The following is a 17,788-nucleotide window of genomic DNA, read 5'->3' on the forward strand; positions in this document are numbered from 1 at the left end:
GACTGGCCACGACGCACCGCTCACGTCCGCCGAGTGGTCACGAACCGTCGGTGTGCGGCCCGCGCACCGACGGTTCGCGACCACTCGGCGTGGAGCGGACGGGGTGTTGCGGCCAGTCGGCCGGCGGCGACGGGCCGCGCACCGACGTTCTGCGACCGGTCACGCTGTCCGACGAGGCGCCCACGACACACGAGGGCCCCGCACCGACCGGTGCGGGGCCCTCGTCGGACGTACGGGCGTCAGCGGCGGCCGACGGCCTTCCACACCAGGGGGACGATGCCCGCGGCGATGAGCGCCTTCACCAGGCCGCCCACGATGAACGGGTACAGGCCGGCGGCCAGCACCGACTGCAGGTCGTTCGGCAGGCCGAGCGCACCGAGGGCGACGGCCAGCCAGGGCAGACCCGTGGCGAACGGGATCGCGCTGGCGAACGTGAAGGCCACGGCAGCGCGGCCGACCTTGCGGTCCCAGTTGCGTCGCGCGAGCCACCCGATGACGCCCGCGGCCGGCACGAAGCCGATGACGTAGCCGAAGCTCGGCAGCGTCAGGGCGTGCAGGCCGCCTTGCATGTCGGCGAAGAGCGGTGCACCCGCCAGTCCGGCGACCGCGTAGACGAGCATCGAGAGGATGCCGCGACGGGCACCGAGGGTGGCGCCGACGAGCACGACGGCCAGGGTCTGACCGGTGATCGGCACCGGCCACATCGGGATCTCGACCTGGGCCATGGCGGCGGTGAACAGTGCGCCGCCCGCGACCAGGGCGACGTTCGTGACCGCCCCCTGGGTGCGGAGACGGTCGGCGAGGACTGCGCGGGGAGCGAACCCGGTGGCGTTCGTCATGGATTCTCCTAGAATGGACTGCTGGTCCCTGTTCTGGGACAGCCGGTCCCGTCAGCGTAGCGGTGCACCTCCCGCACACACCGTTGTGCACAACCACCAACTGATTGGACTTCCACTGTGCTTGCCGTGCACGACCTCGAGATCCGCGTCGGGGCTCGCCTCCTGATGGAGCACGTGTCCTTCCGAGTGGAGAAGGGCGACAAGATCGGTCTGGTCGGCCGGAACGGCGCCGGGAAGACCACGATGACCAAGGCGCTGGCGGGCGAGCAGCCCCCGACCGACGGCAAGATCGACCGCACCGGTGAGATCGGCTACCTGCCGCAGGACCCGCGCTCGGGCAACCCCGAGGACACCGCCCGCAAGCGCATCCTCGACGCCCGTGGGCTCGGCGAGCTGGTCGAGGGCATCCGCCAGGCGACGCTCGACATGGCCAGCGACGACCCAGCCGTCGCCGACAAGGCCATGCGCCGGTACTCGCGGCTCGACGACCAGTTCAACGCGCTGGGCGGCTACGCGGCCGAGGCCGAGGCGGCGTCCATCGCGTCGAACCTCAAGCTGCCGGACCGCATCCTCGACCAGCAGCTCAAGACGCTCTCCGGTGGTCAGCGTCGCCGCATCGAGCTCGCCCGCATCCTGTTCTCGGACGCCGAGACGATGATCCTGGACGAGCCGACCAACCACCTCGACGCCGACAGTGTCGTGTGGCTGCGTGAGCACCTGAAGACCTACCCCGGCGGAGTCATCGTGATCTCCCACGACGTCGAACTCGTCGACGAGGTCGTCAACCGGGTCTTCTACCTCGATGCCAACCGCCAGACCATCGACATCTACAACATGGGCTGGAAGCTGTACCAGCGGCAGCGCGTCGCCGACGAGGAGCGCCGCCGCAAGGAGCGCGCCGGCGCCGAGAAGAAGGCCGCCACGCTGAAGGACCAGGCCGCGCGCTTCGGTGCCAAGGCGTCGAAGGCCGCTGCGGCGCACCAGATGGTCGCCCGCGCCGACAAGCTGCTCGCGGGCCTCGAGGACGAGCGGGTGGCCGACCGGGTCGCGAAGATCCGCTTCCCCACGCCGGCCCCGTGCGGCCGCACGCCGTTGATGGCCGAGGGGCTCTCGAAGTCGTACGGCTCGCTCGAGATCTTCGCCGGTGTCGACCTGGCCATCGACCGTGGTTCCCGCGTGGTCATCCTGGGCTTCAACGGTGCCGGCAAGACCACGCTGCTGCGCATCCTGGCCGGCGCGGACGCACCGGACACGGGGGAGATCCTGCCCGGGCACGGCCTGCGCATCGGCTACTACGCGCAGGAGCACGAGAACATCGACATCAACCGCACGGTGATCGAGAACATGGTGTCGGCGTCGACCGACCTCAACGAGACCGAGGCACGTCGGGTGCTCGGGTCGTTCCTGTTCACCGGTGACGACGGCTACAAGAAGGCCGGGGTGCTTTCGGGCGGCGAGAAGACGCGTCTGTCGCTCGCGATGATCGTCGTGTCCGGCGCCAACGTGCTGCTGCTCGACGAACCGACGAACAACCTGGACCCGGCGTCACGCGAGGAGATCCTGAACGCGCTGGCCGGCTTCGAGGGGGCCGTCGTCCTGGTGTCGCACGACACCGGCGCGGTCGAGGCCCTGAACCCGGAACGGGTCCTGCTGCTGCCCGACGGCACCGAGGACCACTGGAACAAGGACTACGCCGAGCTCATCGAGCTGGCGTAGCGCCGACCCGGTCCGTTCTGGTCGGGTCTGGTCAGTACCAGACGACGAACGGGAGGCCCGTGGCGGCGCCGCCACGGGCCTCCCGTCCGATCGGTGGCTGCGTCGGGCGTCAGCCGCGTCGGACGTCAGCCGCGCGATTCGAGCAGCTCGTCCTCGACGTCGGCGTCCGTCTTCGGCTTGGCGTCCTTGCGGCGCTGCCGCTCGAGCGCACGCTCGCGTTCTTCGGGGTCGTCCTGGTTGAGGTTCCGGTACTCCTGCACCATCAGGTACGCCAGGAACCCGAACCCGCCGGCCGCGAACATGAACCACTGGATGAAGTAGCTCAGGTGCAGCCCGGTGTCGGCGCTCGGACGGTCCCAGCCGAGCGGTCGGGCATCGGCGGGCGCGGGGGACTCGGACGCGAGCTGGCCGTAGGCCCCCGTCCAGATGGGGGCGTCGATCTTCTTCGCCACATCGGTCAGCGTGACGGACTGCACCTGGTCGGTGTGGGCCGGGTCGGTGCGTCCGGGGATGCGCGGTTCGCTCTGCTGCAGGCGCGCCACGACCGTGACCTGTCCGGACGGCGGTGCGGGCACGCTGTCCGGGGCGTCCTGCCGGTTGCCCGTCGGCACCCAGCCGCGGTCGACGACGAAGGCCCGGCCGTCGGCGGTGACCAGGGGGGTCAGGACCTCGAAGCCGGGCTGGCCGTTGTGCACACGATTGCGCACCAGCAACTGGTCGTCGGTGTCGTACCGACCCGTGACCTCGACGCGCAGCCAGGTCTGGTCGTCCTGCCAGCTGCCGGCCCGGGGGAGGGCGTCCCGCACCGGCACCGGCGTGTGGTCGTAGTTCGCGGCGATCTGCTGGTTCTCGCGCACGGCTTCGTTGCGACGGTCCCACTGCCACATGCCGAACAGGGTGCAGAGGATCGCGAAGCCGACCGCGATGGCCAGGTAGCCGAACCACCGGCGGCTGCGGACGAAGCCCCAGCCGACGAAGGGTTCATCGGGATCACGGGCGGCAGTGTCGTCGGTTCGGCGCTCCTCGGCAGCCGCGCGCCGGATGCGCTCGGCGTGCCGTCGGCCGTAGCGACTGCGCGGGTCGAACTCGTTCATCGGTCGTTCGCGGCGCGAGCCCGTTCACCGACGTCGTTCTTCGGGGTGTCCTGCTGCTTGACGTCGTCGAGCCGTTCGACGTCCTCGTCGAGGCCGGTCACGCGCACCGGGAACGTCCGCGAGCGCAGGTAGTCGGCCAGGAAGTCGCGGTGGTCGTCGCACGCGGACCAGATCTTGACCCGGTCGATCGCGTGGATGCGGGGGTTGCGCCAGTTGATGCGCCACGCAGCGGGGTTCGTGCAGCCGGCGCGTGAGCAGACGGGCGTCGACCCGGCCTCGGTGATCAGGTCGAACGTGGCACCCATCAGCGGTGTCCCCAGACCCGGGAACGGTCACCGGTGCGCTGCCATTCTTCCTGCGCGTGCTGGGCGTTCTGCCGCAACCGCTCCTGTTCGTCGCGGTAGGCCTGGGCGCGCGCGTCTTCCTGGGCTTCGCGCAGGCGGGGGTCGTAGTCGGCGGCCCGGACGACGGCACCCGCGGGTGCGACGTAGTCGGACTCGGTGTGGCTGCCGGCGTTCGCGATGACGACCGCGATCCACGGGATGACCCCGGCCAGGACGATGGGGATGATCGCCAGCAGCGGGCTGTGCCACACCGTGTAGATCAGGACTGCGCCGACGAACAGGATCACGCGGACCGCCATCTGCCAGATGTACCGCGAGAGCCGGTGCTTCCGGTCCCGCTGCGGGTTGTCCGGCAATGCCGTGATGCTCTGGGTCGTGCGTCGTGCCGACTTGATGCCGCGCGCCGACCCCAGGGGTCCTGTCATGCGTTGCGTCGTCTTCATGCGTTCGATCTCCGTCTGCCCACGACCAACCCTAAGCCCGTCCACCGACACTTGCCCGCATCGTGTGGTCCACGTCGGCCCGGGTAGGCTCGTGCGGGCGTGTCGGGCGGAGTGCACTCCGGCGCGCCCGCGCGGGAACCCCCGCGCCCCCAGCGAACGGAGCGATCATGACCACCCCCCGTACCGTCCTCGTCACCGGCGGCAACCGTGGCATCGGCCATGCCCTCGCTGCTCGGTTCGTCGCCGCCGGCCACCGGGTGGCGGTCACTTCGCGCAGCGGTGACGGCGGCCCCGAGGGTGCCCTCACCGTGCAGGCCGACATCACCGACACGGCTTCGGTCGACGCCGCCTTCACCCGGGTGGAGCAGGAGCTCGGCCCGATCGAGGTCCTGGTCGCCAACGCCGGCATCACGAACGACGGACTGCTGCTCCGCATGTCGGAAGAGGACTTCACGAGCGTCATCGACACGAACCTGACGGGGACGTTCCGTGTGGTCAAGCGCGCGACCAAGGGCATGATGAAGGCGAAGTTCGGGCGCATCGTGCTGATGTCCAGTGTCGTCGGCGCCTACGGTCAGGTCGGCCAGGTCAACTACGCCTCGTCGAAGGCCGCCCTGGTCGGCATGGCCCGCTCGATCACCCGCGAGCTCGGGTCGCGCGGGATCACGGCGAACGTCGTGGCGCCGGGGTTCATCCAGACGGACATGACCGCTGCCCTGCCGGAGGAACTGCAGGCCGAGTTCAAGAAGCAGATCCCCGCGGCCCGGTACGGCACCGTCGACGACGTCGCCGACGCCACGCTGTTCCTGGCGAGTGACGGCGCTGGCTACGTCTCCGGTGCGGTCATCCCGGTCGACGGTGGCCTGGGCATGGGCCACTAGCGCCGATCGCGCGGCGGCCGCGCGGGCGGCGCCCGCCGAGACTCGGCCGGGCGGACACTCTGCGGCGTTCACCGGGCGCAGGATGTCCGCGGGGCCGAGACTCGGCGCCCCAGGGCGCAGCGTGCGCGGGCAGCCGCGACCGTCAGCCGCGCAGGCCGAGCGTCGCCAGCACGGCGGACAGGTCGCGGTCGACGACCACGACGTCCGCCTCCTGCCGCACGCGCGGCTTGGCGTCGAAGGCCACGGACAGTGCGGCCACCCCCATCATCGCCAGGTCGTTGGCCCCGTCACCGACGGCCACGGTCCGCGACACCGGCACGCCGTCCGACGCCGCCCACGCGAGCAGCGTCTCGGCCTTCGCCGCGGCGTCGACGACGCCACCGAGCACGTGTCCGGTCAGGGTGCCGTCGACGACCTCGAGCCGGTTGGCCCGGCAGTGGTCCAGGCCCAGCCGGGCGGCGAACGGGTCGAGCACCTCGTGGAACCCGCCCGACACCACACCCACGGTGCCGCCGGCGGCGTGCACGCCGCGGACGAGCTCGTCGGCCCCGTGCGTCACGCGGACCGCCCGCTGGGCGCGGTCGACGACGTCGGCCTGGAGGCCCGCCAGGGTCGCGACACGCTCCCGCAGGCTGTCGGCGAAGTCGATCTCGCCGCGCATGGCGCGCTCCGTGATCGCCTGGACCTGTGGCCGGGTCCCGGCACCCTCGGCGAGCAGCTCGATGACCTCGTCCTCGAGCAGGGTGGAGTCGGCATCGAGGACGACGAGGAAGCGCGGCACGCCACCACGGTAGCGGTGCTGCACACCAGATGACGAAGCGGCACCCGGGCCGGAGCCCGGGTGCCGCTGACCTACAGATCGGTCCGGTCGGGCTACGCCTCGACGCGGACGCCCTTGCCGACCCGTGGGTGGAGTCCCGGCCCGGTCGGGCTACGCCTCGACGCGGACGCCCTTGCCGACGACGGTGATCCCCGACTCGGTGACGGTGAAGCCACGGGCCTCGTCGGCTTCGCGGTCGACGCCGACCTGGGCGCCCGGTGCGAGCACCACGTCCTTGTCGAGGATGGCCCGGTTGACGATCGACCCGGCGCCGATGGTGGCCCGTTCGAACACGATCGAGTCGAGCACCTTGGCGCCCGAGTCGACGGTGCACCAGGGACCGATGACGCTGCGTTCCAGCTGCGCGCCGGACATCAGGCAGCCGAGCGACACGATCGAGTCGATCGTGGCGCCCGTGTTGCCGTTGCCGTCGCGCACGAACTTCGCCGGCGGCAGGTTCGTCTGCTGGTTGAAGATCGGCCAGTCGGTGTTGTACAGGTTGAACACCGGCACGGGGGCGATCAGGTCCATGTGCGCGTCGTAGAACGAGTCGATCGTCCCCACGTCGCGCCAGTAGTACTTGTCGCGGTCGTTCGACCCGGGGACCTCGTTGCGCTGCAGGTCGTACACGCCGGCATCACCGCGGGCGACGAAGTCGGGCACGATGTCGCCGCCCATGTCGTGGTCGCTCGTCTCGATCTGCCCGTCGCGCAGCACGGCGTCGACCAGCGCGTCGGCGTTGAAGACGTAGTTGCCCATCGACGCCAGGATCTCGCCGGGGGAGTCCGCCAGGCCGACGGCGTCCTTGGGCTTCTCGAGGAACGCGTCGATCTTGGTGGCGTCGTCCGCGGCGACCTGGATCACGCCGAACTGGTCGGCCAGGCCGATCGGCTGCCGGATGGCCGCGACGGTGGCGTTCCGGCCCGACGCGATGTGCGCCTCGACCATCTGCGAGAAGTCCATGCGGTAGACGTGGTCCGCGCCGACCACGACGACGATGTCGGGCCGTTCGTCGCGGAGCAGGTTGAGCGACTGCAGGATCGCGTCGGCCGACCCGGCGAACCAGCGCTTGCCCAGTCGCTGCTGCGCCGGGACCGACGCGACGTACGAGCCGAGCAGCCCCTCCATGCGCCACGTCTCTGCGACGTGGCGGTCGAGGCTGTGGGACTTGTACTGCGTCAGGACGACGATCTTCTGCAGCCCGGAGTTGACCAGGTTGGAGAGGGCGAAGTCGACCAGTCGGAAGTTCCCGCCGAACGGGACAGCGGGCTTCGCGCGGTCGGCAGTGAGCGGCATGAGCCTTTTGCCCTCGCCACCCGCGAGGACGATGCCGAAGACCTTCTTTGGTGCCATGTGGTTCACAGTAGGCGTCCGGAGTGTGAACCCGTTACCTTGAGTCCGTGCGAGTCGATCTACTGACCAGGGAGTATCCGCCGGAGGTCTACGGCGGTGCGGGTGTCCACGTGGCCGAGCTGACCTCGGCCCTGCGGTCCGGGACCGACACCGAGGTGCGCGTCCGTGCCTTCGGTGCGTTCCGCGACGAAGAGGGTGTCTGGGCGTACCGCACGCCGGCCGGCCTCGAGCAGGCGAACGGGGCCCTGCAGGCGCTCGGCACCGACGTCCAGATGGCGGCCGACGTCGAGGGCGCCGACCTCGTGCACTCGCACACCTGGTACGCCAACGCCGCCGGCCGGCTGGCGCAGCTGACGCACGGCATCCCACACGTGGTCACCGCGCACTCGCTGGAGCCGCTCCGCCCGTGGAAGGCCGAGCAGCTCGGTGGGGGCTACCGCCTGTCCAGCTGGATGGAGCGCGAGTCCTTCGAGCAGGCCGACGCGGTCGTCGCAGTGTCGAAGGCCATGCGCGCCGACATCCTGCGGTCGTACCCGTCGATCGACCCCGCCAAGGTCCACGTCGTCTACAACGGCATCGACGTCGACGCGTGGAAGCCCGTCGTCGACCACGACGCCGTCCGTGCCCTCGGCATCGACCCGGAGCGTCCGAGTGTCGTCTTCGTCGGCCGCATCACCCGCCAGAAGGGGCTGCCCTACCTGCTCCGCGCGGTGGCGTCGTTGCCGCCCGAGGTCCAGATCGTGCTGTGCGCCGGCGCGCCGGACACCCCCGAGATCCTGGCCGAGGTCACCGGCCTGGTCGAGGACCTCCGCCGGCAGCGCGGTGACGGGGTGGTGTGGATCGACCGGATGCTCGCCCACGACGAGATCGTCAAGGTCCTGACGGCCGGCACCGTCTTCGTGTGCCCGTCGATCTACGAGCCACTCGGCATCGTCAACCTCGAGGCCATGGCCTGCGGCATCCCCGTCGTCGGCACGCGGACCGGTGGCATCCCCGAGGTCGTCGCCGACGGCCTGACCGGCCGCATCGTCCCGATCGACCAGGCCACGGACGGCACGGGCACCCCGACCGACCCCGACCGGTACGTCGCCGACCTGGCCGCCACCCTGAACGAGGTGCTGTCCGACCTGGGGCTCGCCAAGCTCATGGGCCGCGCCGGGCGCCTGCGCGTGGAGACCGAGTTCACGTGGGCGGCGATCGCGACACGCACCCGTGCGGTCTACGACCAGGTCCTGGCGGCTCGCTGAGCCGGCCACCGTCCCGGTCCTGACAGGAGGCTCGGGTGACGTCCGCGACGGACGTCACCCGGGCCTCCCGTCAGGTTCCGGCGTGTGCGCCGTGCGGGCAGCCGCGCTCGCGTAGGGTTGGGGCATGCCCTCGGTTGTGCGCTTGTCAGACGTGTCCGTGGTCCGGAACGGGGCCACCATCCTCGACGGGATCTCGTGGGAGGTGCAGGACGACGAGCGGTGGGTCGTGCTCGGTGCGAACGGCGCCGGCAAGACCACGCTGCTGCAGGTGGCCGGGGCGCAGAGCTTCCCGACCTCGGGTGACGTCGAGGTCCTGGGCACCGAGCTCGGGGGAGCCGACCTGTTCGAACTGCGACCGCGCATCGGCTTCGCCTCGACCGCGCTGGCCCGTCGCATCCCGGTGACCGAGAAGGTCATCGACGTGGTCCTGACCGCCGCGTACTCGGTCACGGGGCGCTGGAACGAGGAGTACGAGGAGCTCGACGTCCGTCGTGCGCAGCGCGTGCTCGAGGAGTGGGGCCTGGGTGCCTTCACCGACCGCACGTTCGGCGAGCTGAGCGACGGCGAGCAGAAGCGCGTGCAGATCGCGCGTGCGGTGATGACCGACCCCGAGGTGCTGTTCCTCGACGAGCCGGCCGCGTCGCTCGACCTCGGCGCGCGTGAGAGCCTCGTGCGGACCCTGGGCGGCTACGCGCAGAGCTCGGACTCGCCCGCGATCGTCATCGTGACCCACCACGTCGAGGAGATCCCCGAGGGCTTCACGCACGCGCTGGTCCTGGCGGACGGGCACGTGCAGGCCGCCGGTCCGATCGACCAGGTCCTGACCGCCGAGACCCTGACGACGGCGTTCGGCATCGACCTGACCGTCACGAAGGAGTCCGGGCGCTTCACGGCGCGCGCAGCCTGACTCCTGCTCCACATCGTGCCCGCTGTCTGGTAACGTGGACGGCTGGCGTGAGCCGCAGACTTCCGGGGCATCCGCCTCTCTCTCACCACGAAATCCACACCGAGGAATCTCATGAAGACCGACACCCACCCCGAGTACCGCGCCATCGTCTTCCGCGACCTGGCCTCCGGTGAGACGTTCCTGACGCGTTCGACCGCGAACAGCGACAAGACCATCGAGCTCGACGGTGCGACCTACCCGGTCATCGACGTCGAGATCTCGTCCGCGTCGCACCCGTTCTACACGGGCAAGCAGCGCATCCTCGACTCGGCCGGTCGCGTCGAGAAGTTCAACCAGCGCTTCAAGGGCTTCTCCAAGTAAGCAGTCCCACACGCGCGAACGGGCGGTCCTCCTGCGGGAGGGCCGCCCGTTCTGCGTGTGCCGTGCCTGCGTGTGTCGTGCGTGCGCGACGTGGTGGGGCCCGTGCTGATCCCGAATCGCACCCCCTGAAGCACATCGCGCCCCGTGGGAACGGGGCGCGATGTTCGTGCGGGGGTGCGACGCGGCGCGGGAGTCGGCGAACGGCCGACGGGGGACTGGGCAGCGGGGGGACGGCGCCGGGCGCTCAGTCGCCGTTGCGGTGCGGCCAGCGGGTGTCGGCGGTGAAGGCCGGGTCGCGCTTGGCCCGCATGTACTGCTGGAACGATGCTGCCTGGTCGGCGCACCAGGCCACCTGCTTGCGGTGGAGCTCTTCGGCGGAGATGGTCAGGTCGTCGGGGAACTTCGCCGCGATGGCCTGTGCGACCCGTCCGGCCGCGATGGCGTCGGCGCCGGCATCGTGCGCGTCGGACAGGTCGACGCCGTACAGCTCGGCCGCTGCCTCGAGCGTGCGCTTGCCCTTGCGGTAGGTGTCGAGCGCCTTGTCGATCACGAGCGGGTCGACGACGTTGCCGATCACGGGCGAGGCGATGCCGTGCCGCTTGGCTTCGCGGTCGAGCAGGGTCAGGTCGTACGGGGCGTTGTAGATGACCAGCGGGATGCCGCGGGCGAACACGGCTTCGACGGCGGCCACGATCTCGGCGACGACCTCGGCGGCGGGACGCCCCTCGGCCTGGGCGCGCTCGGTGCTGATGCCGTGCACGGCCGAGGCCTGCTCGGGGATCGGGACCCCGGGGTCGGCGAGCCACGAGCCCTCGACGATGCTGCGCCCGGTCATGTCGATCAGGCCCACGTGCGCGGTGACGATGCGGGCCGTCTCGACGTCGATGCCGGTCGTTTCGAGGTCGAACACCCCGAGCGCGTGCCACCAGGGCCGGGTCGAGAGGTCCTGCGCCGGGGCGGGCAAGTCGAGCTGCGCGGTGGGGAACGTCACGCAGGTCAGGCTAGCCGGACACACCGACACGCCCCGCGCGACCCGCCTGTCACGCGACCCGCGAGCGGTGCGTCACGCGTTGGGCGCGGCGCCGACGTGCAGCCAGGTGAACGAGTGGGGCGAGAGCGCTACGCGTTCGGCGCGGCGCCGACGTGCAGCCAGTAGAACGACTGCGTGCCCAGCGTCAGCGTGACCGTGCCCTCGTCGTCGAACGAGGGGAACGAGCTGCCGCCGAACAGGTCGTACAGCGGCCGGCCGGCGTACTGCGGCGCCGTGATCGTCGTCGTGGTCGGGTTGACCGTGAACGAGAACACGCACAGCACGTCCTCGGCGGACGGGCCGAACTGCGTGCCCGAGCCCTCCCACGAGCGGACGAAGGCCAGCACGCTCTCGTTGTCGGTGTCCTGCACCGCCAGCGTCCCCAGACCGAACACCGGGTGGGCCTTGCGCACGTGGATCACGTTGCGGACCCAGTGCAGCAGGGACCGCGACTGTGCGAGCTGCGCCTCGACGTTGACCTGCGCGTAGTTGTACACGAGCGACTGCACGACGGGCAGGTAGAGCTTGCCCGGGTCGGCGGTGGAGAACCCGGCGTTGCGGTCCGGCGTCCACTGCATGGGCGTGCGCGAGGAGTCGCGGTCCGGCAGCCAGATGTTGTCGCCCATCCCGATCTCGTCGCCGTAGTACAGGAACGGCGAACCGGGCAGCGAGAACAGCAGCGCGTGGATCAGCTCGAGTTCGGCGCGGGAGTTGTCGAGCAGTGGTGCCAGGCGTCGACGGATGCCGATGTTCGAGCGCATCCGCGGGTCGTACCCGTACCAGCCGTACATCGCCTGGCGGTACTCCTCGCTGACCATCTCGAGCGTGAGCTCGTCGTGGTTGCGGAGGAACACGCCCCACGCGGCCGACGCGGGCACGTCGAGCGTCTCGGACAGGATCGCCTTGAGCTCGGACGCGTGCTGCGCCCGGAGCGAGTAGAAGATGCGGGGCATCACCGGGAAGTCGAACGCCATGTGGCACTCGGGCTCGTCGTCGGTGCCGAAGAACGCCGCCGTCTCGCGGGGCCACTGGTTCGCCTCGGCGAGCAGCACCCGACCGGGGTACTCGTCGTCGACCATGAACCGGAGCTTCTTGATGAACTCGTGGGTCTCCGGTTCGCCCTCGCCGTTGCCCTCCTCCGACTCGAACAGGTACGGGATGGCGTCGAGCCGCAGCCCGTCCACGCCCAGGTCGAGCCAGTGCCGCACGACGTCGTAGATCGCCTCGACGACGGCGGGGTTCTCGAAGTTCAGGTCGGGTTGGTGCGAGAAGAACCGGTGGAAGAAGAACTGCCGCCGCACCGGGTCGAAGGTCCAGTTCGACTCCTCGGTGTCGACGAAGATCACGCGGATGTTCGCGTAGTCCTCGTCGGTGTCGCGCCAGACGTAGAAGTCGCCGTAGGGACCGTCCGGGTCCTCGCGGGACTGCTTGAACCACTCGTGCTGGTCCGACGTGTGGTTGATCACCATGTCGATCACGATGCGCATGTTGCGCTCGTGCGACTTCGTGACGAGTTCGCGGAAGTCGTCGAGGGTGCCGAACTCGGGCAGGATCGCCCGGTAGTCCGAGATGTCGTACCCGCCGTCGCGCATCGGCGACCGGAAGAACGGCGGGAGCCACAGCGCGTCGACGCCGAGCCACTGCAGGTAGTCGAGCTTGCCGATCACGCCCTGGATGTCACCGATGCCGTCGCCGTTCGAGTCGACGAACGAGCGGATCATGCACTCGTAGAACACCGAGCGCTTGTACCACTGCGGGTCGAGGGTGAGTCCGGGCAGCTGGATCGGGGCTGTGAAGGTCAACCGTGCTCCTCGTCGAAGGTCACGGACCGTCGGAACCGACCCGCTCCGGACACGATAGGCGGCTGCTGCCGAGAGCGTTCCGTAGACTGGCGCCGATGCAACCGCCGGTCCTGTCCCCGTACTCGTCGTTGATGGCCGCGACACCCGTCGTGCACCGCGCCGTCGAGGTCGACGGCCGCACCACGCACTTCTGGGAGTACGGCCCACGACACGCCACGCAGACCGTCCTGGCCGTGCACGGGTTCCGCGGTGACCACCACGGGCTCGAGTCGATCGCGGCGCACCTGACGGGTGTGCGGGTGATCGTTCCGGACCTGCCCGGGTTCGGCGTGTCCGACCCGCTGCCGGTGTCCGACATCGACGGCTACGTCGGGTGGCTCCGGGGCTTCCACCGGGTGCTCGGCCTCGACCGCGCCGCCGTGGTGCTCGGCCACTCGTTCGGCTCGATCGTCACCGCGGCCGCCGTCGCCGCCGGGCTGGACACACGGCTGCTCGTCCTGGTGAACCCCATCGCGGCACCCGCGCTGCAGGGCCCACGCGCGGTCGGCACCGGCATCGCGATCGCCTACTACCGCGCCGGTGCCGCACTGCCGCGGCCCGTCGGCCTGGGGATCCTGCGGAACCGGGGGATCGTGCGGGCGATGAGCGTCGCGATGCTCAAGTCGCACGACCCGTCGATGCGCCGCTGGGTGCACGACCAGCACGACCGGTACTTCTCGTCGTTCGCGAACCGCACGAGCGTGCTCGAGGCCTTCCGCACGTCGGTCACCCACGACGTCTCCGAGTACGCCGACCGGATCCGCGTCCCAGTGCTGCTGATCGCGGCCGAGCGCGACGACATCACCGCGCTGCCGGAACAGCGGGCGCTGGCGGCCCGGCTGCACGATGCCGAGCTCGTCGTCGTGCCGGACGTCGGGCACCTGGTGCACTACGAGACGCCCGCCGCCGCCGCCCAGGCGACCCTGCGCCGGATGGCCGACCCCGTGCGGAAGGCACCGCGCGCTGCCAAGCCGGGCCGGGCCTCCAGGACGAAGCCGAGCCAGGGCGAGGGATCGTGACCCGCCTGCGGATCGGGATCGACTGCCGGTACGTGCGGATCGGGCGCCACGACGGCATCAGCCGGTTCACCGCCGGGGTCGTGGCGCACCTGCCGGACCGGCACGACGTGGTGCTGCTGGTCGACGACGAACGGCAGCTGGAGTCCCTGCCCGCGCACCTGCCGTGGGAGCTGCTGCCGTCGCCGACCGCGCCGGGGGAGCCCCTGGTGGCACGGCACGTCAACCGGCTGGGGCTGGACGCGGTGTTCTCGCCGATGCAGACGATGGGGTCCCGCGGACGCCGCTACGCCCTCGTGCTGACGCTCCACGACCTGATCTACTACCGCAACCGCACGCCCCCACGGGAGTTCTCGTGGCCGATCCGCCTGGGGTGGCGGGCGTTCCACCTGTCGTGGTGGCCGCAGCGGCTGCTGCTCGACGGCGCGGACGGCGTCGTCACGGTCTCCGAGACGACGGCGGGGCTGATCGCCCAGCACCGGCTGACCAGGCGACCGGTCACCGTGGCGTACAACGCTGCCGACCCGGCCCCGGTGCGCGCGCCCGACGGTCCCCGCGAGCGGTCGCTCGTGTACATGGGGTCGTTCATGCCGTACAAGAACGTCGAGACGCTCGCGGCGGCCCTGCCGCTGCTCGGAGCGGACTGGCGGCTGCACTGCATGTCGCGCGTGTCGGACGCCGACCGGGCGCGCCTGGACGCACTGGCACCGGGCGCGATCGTGTTCCACGACGGCGCGTCGGATCAGGAGTACCTCGACACGCTGCGGTCAGCGACGGCCCTGGTGACCGCGTCGTACGACGAGGGCTTCGGCATCCCGTTGGTCGAGTCGATGGGCGTCGGCACGCCGGTGGCCGTCAGCGACGTCCCGATCTTCCGCGAGATCGGTGGGGACGTCGCCGAGTACTTCGACCCGTCGTCGCCGTCGGCGGTCGCCGCCGCGGTGCGCCGACTGGAGGCCCGGTGGGCGTCCGCCTCGGCGGCGTCGGTACAGCAGGCGGCCCGGTTCCGCTGGGCCGACTCGGCCGAGCGGGTGCTGCGGGCCGTCGAGCGCGCGGTCGAGCACCGGACGCGCTGATGCGGCTGCTCAGCCCTTCGCCGCGCTGACCTCGATGGTGGCGGCGGGGAACACGCGGTGCACCGCGTCGGTGACCTGCGTCCGGACGGCTTCGACGTCGACGCCGGTCGGAGCGGTCTCGACCGTGACCCGCTGGTCGGCAGGGTCGTCGGATCGCCCGGCGTCGTGCGCCGCCCACACGCAGCTGACCTGCTGGACGCCCGCGGTGCTCGCCAGGGTGCGTGCGACGGCCAGACGTTGCTCGGTGCGTTCGCGCGAGGGCGACACACCGACGTCGGCGGTACCGAGGTCGACGACGGCCCAGACGGTGACGCCGTTGCCGGTCGTCGCCCCGGCCGCCGCACTGAGCTGGTCGAAGAGCAGGGTCTTCGCATCCGGACCGATGGTCGCGTCCGCGCTGACCCTGGCCGTGACGTCGTAGCTGGCGAACGAGGTCTTCGTCGGGTCGTCGCCGGTGGCCGCGGTGACGTACTCGATGGAGCGAGCCTGGGTGACGAACCGGTCGAGCGCCGCCTGCGGGCGGGGGAACACCCCACCGACGCCGTCCTGCACGCTGCCCACGATCATGCTGAGCGCCACGACGATGACGATGCCGACCACCACGACGCCGGCCAGCAGCAGCGACCAGGAGCGGACGCGCTGCGGGGTCGTGCGGACCGGTACGGATGCGGTGTCGGGGCCGAAGGCGCGCCCCAGGTCGTCGTCCTCGTCCTCGTGGGTGCGCCAGTCGCGGCGGTCGTCCTGCCCACCGGGTCGGTCTGTGCTCATCACGCCCCCTCGGCGCGGCATCCGGTTCGGGGTCCTGGATGCCGGTCCACAGGATCGTAGTCCGCTGGTCACCGCCGGTCCCGCTGCTCGCGACAACGATCCGGCAACGACCTCGGGCACCCTCGCTGCCGTCGCGGACGGGCCTCGATAGGCTGCCCGTGGCGTCATCGGGGCGCCCGTGGCGTGCAGTTGCGCTCGGCGTCGTCAGGGCGCCCGTGGGAAGAGGGGGTTCGTCATGCTGGTGTGGTCGACCATCGCGATCGTGTTCGTGCTCGTCATCGTGGTCGCCCTGGCGGTGGCGCTGTCGGCATCACGTCGGGCGAAGCGGCTCCGACACCTCGACGACCCGCTCGCCCCACGGACCACCGAGGACGGGCACGCCGCCCGCACAGCCCGGGCGCAGGGTTCGCGGCCGGACGGCGGCACGGGGTTCCCCGGCGGACCGTCCTGACCCACCAGCCCGTTCAGCCCGGTCAGCCCGGTCAGCACCGTCGGCCCGGTCAGCGCGTCAGCTGCGGCGCTCGAGCGGGTTCTGGTAGTCGAACGCGTACTTCCCCGGGGCGTCGGAGACATCCTCGATCGGGTCGTCGAACTCGACCAGTTCGGCGTGGAAGCGCTCCGGGTCCCAGCGGAACGAGTGCACCGAGCCGTTGCGGATCGGCGTGCGGGTGCGGTCGGCGGTGCCGGGGGCTGCCGCGTTGACGACGCTGCGGATGACGGCGCCGTGGGTCGCCACGACGACGACCCCGCCGTCGAACCGCACCGCGATCTCGCCGAGCGTCTCGGTGACGCGTGCCAGCAGGTCGGTGCGGGACTCCCGCCCGGGGATGACGTCGTCCGGGTACCGCGCCAGGACCTCGTCGTCGGTCAGGCCCTCGGCGTCACCGTACGAGCGCTCGGCGAGCCCCGGGTACGTGTCCGGTTCGGGCAGTCCCAGCCGGGCGGCGATGATCGACCCGGTCTCCGCAGCCCGCGCCAACGGCGAGGCCACGACCGCGTCGAACGACCGCCGGGTCAGCAGCGTCGCCGTCTCGGCGGCCTGCGCGCGCCCGGTGTCGTTGAGCGGGATGTCCGTCGAGCCCTGGATGCGGCGCTGCTTGTTCCAGTCGGTCTCGCCGTGCCGGACGAGGTACAGGTGGGTCGTCACGCGTCGATCATGGCAGAACGAGCCGAGCGGCCAGCGCCTGCAGGGTCTCGGTGGTGCCGGCGTCGATCTTGACCGCGGCCCGCCGGTCGCTGCGCGTGGCACCGCGGTTCACGATCACGACGGGGTGCTTGCGGCGGGCAGCGTGGTCGACCAGCCGCACGCCCGAGTTCACGGTGAGCGAGGACCCCACGACCAGCAGTGCGTCGGCATCGGCCACGATCGACACCGACTCGGCGAACTTCTCGGTGGGGACGAACTCGCCGAAGAACACCACGTCGGGCTTGAGCACACCGCCACACACCGTGCAGTCGGGCACCACGAACCGCTCGACCTCGGTGATCTCGACGTCGCCGTCGGGCTGCAGCACGACCGAGCCGGGTTCGTCGATCCACGGGTTCAGCGCGTCGAGGGTCGTGGCGAGGTCGGACCGCGCGAACACCTGCCCGCACGTCAGGCACAGTGCCCGGTCGGTCGACCCGTGGATCTCGACCACGCGGCGCGACCCGGCCCGCAGGTGCAGCCCGTCGACGTTCTGCGTGATGACCCCGGTGACGATGCCCGCGCGTTCGAGGTCGGCGAGCACCCGGTGTCCGGCGTTCGGCGTGGCAGCCGCGAAGGTGCGGTACCCCAGGTGCGATCCGGCCCAGTAGCGCTGCCGCTTGGCGGGGTCGGAGCGGAACTCCTGGAACGTCATCGGCTTGCGGACGACGCGGCCTTCGCCCCGGTAGTCGGGGATGCCGGAGTCGGTGCTGAGTCCGGCTCCGGAGAGCACGGCGATGCGCTTGCCCGCCAGCAGGTCGGCGACCCGGTCGAGGTCGTCAGCCGTCTCGGTCGCACCGCTCGTCGCGTCGCTCGTCGCCATCACGTCCACGGTACCCTCAACAGCCGACCGTCCCCGCCCCTTCC

At 71.0% G+C, this 17,788-nt stretch carries 19 protein-coding genes; 8 read left to right on the forward strand and 11 right to left on the reverse strand.

Annotated elements, in window-relative coordinates:
* Positions 1-239 precede the first annotated feature (239 nt).
* Complete coding sequence (locus MT346_RS07045) at positions 240-839, reverse strand: biotin transporter BioY (RefSeq protein ID WP_243562095.1); 600 nt, start codon at positions 837-839, stop codon at positions 240-242.
* Between the two features lie 117 nt (positions 840-956).
* Between MT346_RS07045 and MT346_RS07050 the strand changes: the two genes are divergently transcribed.
* Positions 957-2,555 (forward strand): ABC-F family ATP-binding cassette domain-containing protein, encoded by a 1,599-nt coding sequence (locus tag MT346_RS07050; RefSeq protein ID WP_243562096.1) that lies wholly within the window; start codon positions 957-959, stop codon positions 2,553-2,555.
* 125 nt (positions 2,556-2,680) lie between these two features.
* On the opposite strand, the gene MT346_RS07055 is transcribed toward MT346_RS07050, so the two are convergent.
* The 3 genes from MT346_RS07055 to MT346_RS07065 are packed head-to-tail and all read right to left on the reverse strand — an operon-like array spanning position 2,681 to position 4,418.
* Positions 2,681-3,649, reverse strand: a complete 969-nt coding sequence (locus MT346_RS07055) for an SURF1 family protein (RefSeq protein WP_243562097.1) — start codon at positions 3,647-3,649, stop codon at positions 2,681-2,683.
* Complete coding sequence (locus MT346_RS07060) at positions 3,646-3,954, reverse strand: hypothetical protein (RefSeq protein ID WP_308221881.1); 309 nt, start codon at positions 3,952-3,954, stop codon at positions 3,646-3,648. Before MT346_RS07060 ends, MT346_RS07055 begins: the two co-directional genes overlap by 4 nt.
* Positions 3,954-4,418: a DUF3099 domain-containing protein gene (locus tag MT346_RS07065; RefSeq protein ID WP_243562098.1), complete on the reverse strand. Its 465-nt coding sequence runs from the start codon at positions 4,416-4,418 to the stop codon at positions 3,954-3,956. Before MT346_RS07065 ends, MT346_RS07060 begins: the two co-directional genes overlap by 1 nt.
* 185 nt (positions 4,419-4,603) lie before the next feature.
* Here MT346_RS07065 and fabG point away from each other — a divergent pair, with 185 nt between their 5' ends.
* Positions 4,604-5,317 carry a 3-oxoacyl-ACP reductase FabG gene (gene fabG / locus MT346_RS07070; protein ID WP_243562099.1) on the forward strand — a complete coding sequence of 238 codons (714 nt, stop codon included), beginning with the start codon at positions 4,604-4,606 and terminating at the stop codon, positions 5,315-5,317.
* A 142-nt stretch (positions 5,318-5,459) separates the two neighbouring features.
* Here the strand turns inward: fabG and serB are convergent, their stop codons facing one another.
* Positions 5,460-6,098 carry a phosphoserine phosphatase SerB gene (serB, locus tag MT346_RS07075; protein WP_243562100.1) on the reverse strand — a complete coding sequence of 213 codons (639 nt, stop codon included), beginning with the start codon at positions 6,096-6,098 and terminating at the stop codon, positions 5,460-5,462.
* 150 nt (positions 6,099-6,248) lie between these two features.
* Complete coding sequence (locus MT346_RS07080) at positions 6,249-7,490, reverse strand: glucose-1-phosphate adenylyltransferase (RefSeq protein ID WP_243562101.1); 1,242 nt, start codon at positions 7,488-7,490, stop codon at positions 6,249-6,251.
* A gap of 47 nt (positions 7,491-7,537) precedes the next feature.
* Between MT346_RS07080 and glgA the strand changes: the two genes are divergently transcribed.
* The 3 genes from glgA (at position 7,538) to MT346_RS07095 (ending at position 10,004) form a co-directional block, all read left to right on the forward strand.
* Positions 7,538-8,737: a glycogen synthase gene (glgA, locus tag MT346_RS07085; protein ID WP_243562102.1), complete on the forward strand. Its 1,200-nt coding sequence runs from the start codon at positions 7,538-7,540 to the stop codon at positions 8,735-8,737.
* A 124-nt stretch (positions 8,738-8,861) separates the two neighbouring features.
* Entirely contained in the window at positions 8,862-9,644 is a 783-nt protein-coding gene (locus MT346_RS07090) for an ABC transporter ATP-binding protein (protein ID WP_243562103.1), read from the forward strand.
* A 111-nt stretch (positions 9,645-9,755) separates the two neighbouring features.
* The gene (locus tag MT346_RS07095; protein ID WP_017887280.1) at positions 9,756-10,004 is read left to right on the forward strand and encodes a type B 50S ribosomal protein L31; all 249 of its coding nucleotides are present in this window, start codon (positions 9,756-9,758) and stop codon (positions 10,002-10,004) included.
* A 244-nt stretch (positions 10,005-10,248) separates the two neighbouring features.
* On the opposite strand, the gene MT346_RS07100 is transcribed toward MT346_RS07095, so the two are convergent.
* Both MT346_RS07100 and treS read right to left on the reverse strand, forming a co-directional pair.
* Positions 10,249-10,995, reverse strand: coding sequence for a 3'-5' exonuclease (locus MT346_RS07100; RefSeq protein ID WP_374202513.1), 747 nt, complete (start codon positions 10,993-10,995; stop codon positions 10,249-10,251).
* Between the two features lie 128 nt (positions 10,996-11,123).
* A complete protein-coding gene (gene treS, locus MT346_RS07105; protein WP_243562104.1) occupies positions 11,124-12,836 on the reverse strand; it encodes a maltose alpha-D-glucosyltransferase in 1,713 nt (570 codons plus the stop codon).
* Between the two features lie 95 nt (positions 12,837-12,931).
* Between treS and MT346_RS07110 the strand changes: the two genes are divergently transcribed.
* Together MT346_RS07110 and MT346_RS07115 are read left to right on the forward strand one after the other, a co-directional pair.
* Positions 12,932-13,894 (forward strand): alpha/beta fold hydrolase, encoded by a 963-nt coding sequence (locus tag MT346_RS07110; protein ID WP_243562105.1) that lies wholly within the window; start codon positions 12,932-12,934, stop codon positions 13,892-13,894.
* Positions 13,895-13,899: 5 nt separating this feature from the next.
* Positions 13,900-14,967, forward strand: coding sequence for a glycosyltransferase family 1 protein (locus tag MT346_RS07115; RefSeq protein WP_243562137.1), 1,068 nt, complete (start codon positions 13,900-13,902; stop codon positions 14,965-14,967).
* Positions 14,968-14,976: 9 nt separating this feature from the next.
* Here the strand turns inward: MT346_RS07115 and MT346_RS07120 are convergent, their stop codons facing one another.
* On the reverse strand, positions 14,977-15,735 hold the full coding sequence (locus MT346_RS07120; protein WP_243562106.1) for a hypothetical protein: 759 nt from the start codon (positions 15,733-15,735) through the stop codon (positions 14,977-14,979).
* A 235-nt stretch (positions 15,736-15,970) separates the two neighbouring features.
* Here MT346_RS07120 and MT346_RS07125 point away from each other — a divergent pair, with 235 nt between their 5' ends.
* Positions 15,971-16,186 (forward strand): hypothetical protein, encoded by a 216-nt coding sequence (locus tag MT346_RS07125; RefSeq protein WP_243562107.1) that lies wholly within the window; start codon positions 15,971-15,973, stop codon positions 16,184-16,186.
* Between the two features lie 57 nt (positions 16,187-16,243).
* Here the strand turns inward: MT346_RS07125 and MT346_RS07130 are convergent, their stop codons facing one another.
* Positions 16,244-16,882, reverse strand: coding sequence for a histidine phosphatase family protein (locus MT346_RS07130; RefSeq protein WP_243562108.1), 639 nt, complete (start codon positions 16,880-16,882; stop codon positions 16,244-16,246).
* Positions 16,883-16,889: 7 nt separating this feature from the next.
* A complete protein-coding gene (locus tag MT346_RS07135; RefSeq protein ID WP_243562109.1) occupies positions 16,890-17,744 on the reverse strand; it encodes a Sir2 family NAD-dependent protein deacetylase in 855 nt (284 codons plus the stop codon).
* Between the last annotated feature and the right edge of the window lie 44 nt (positions 17,745-17,788).

The sequence above is a fragment of the Curtobacterium sp. VKM Ac-2922 genome (assembly GCF_022815645.1).
Classification (GTDB): Bacteria; Actinomycetota; Actinomycetes; order Actinomycetales; family Microbacteriaceae; genus Curtobacterium.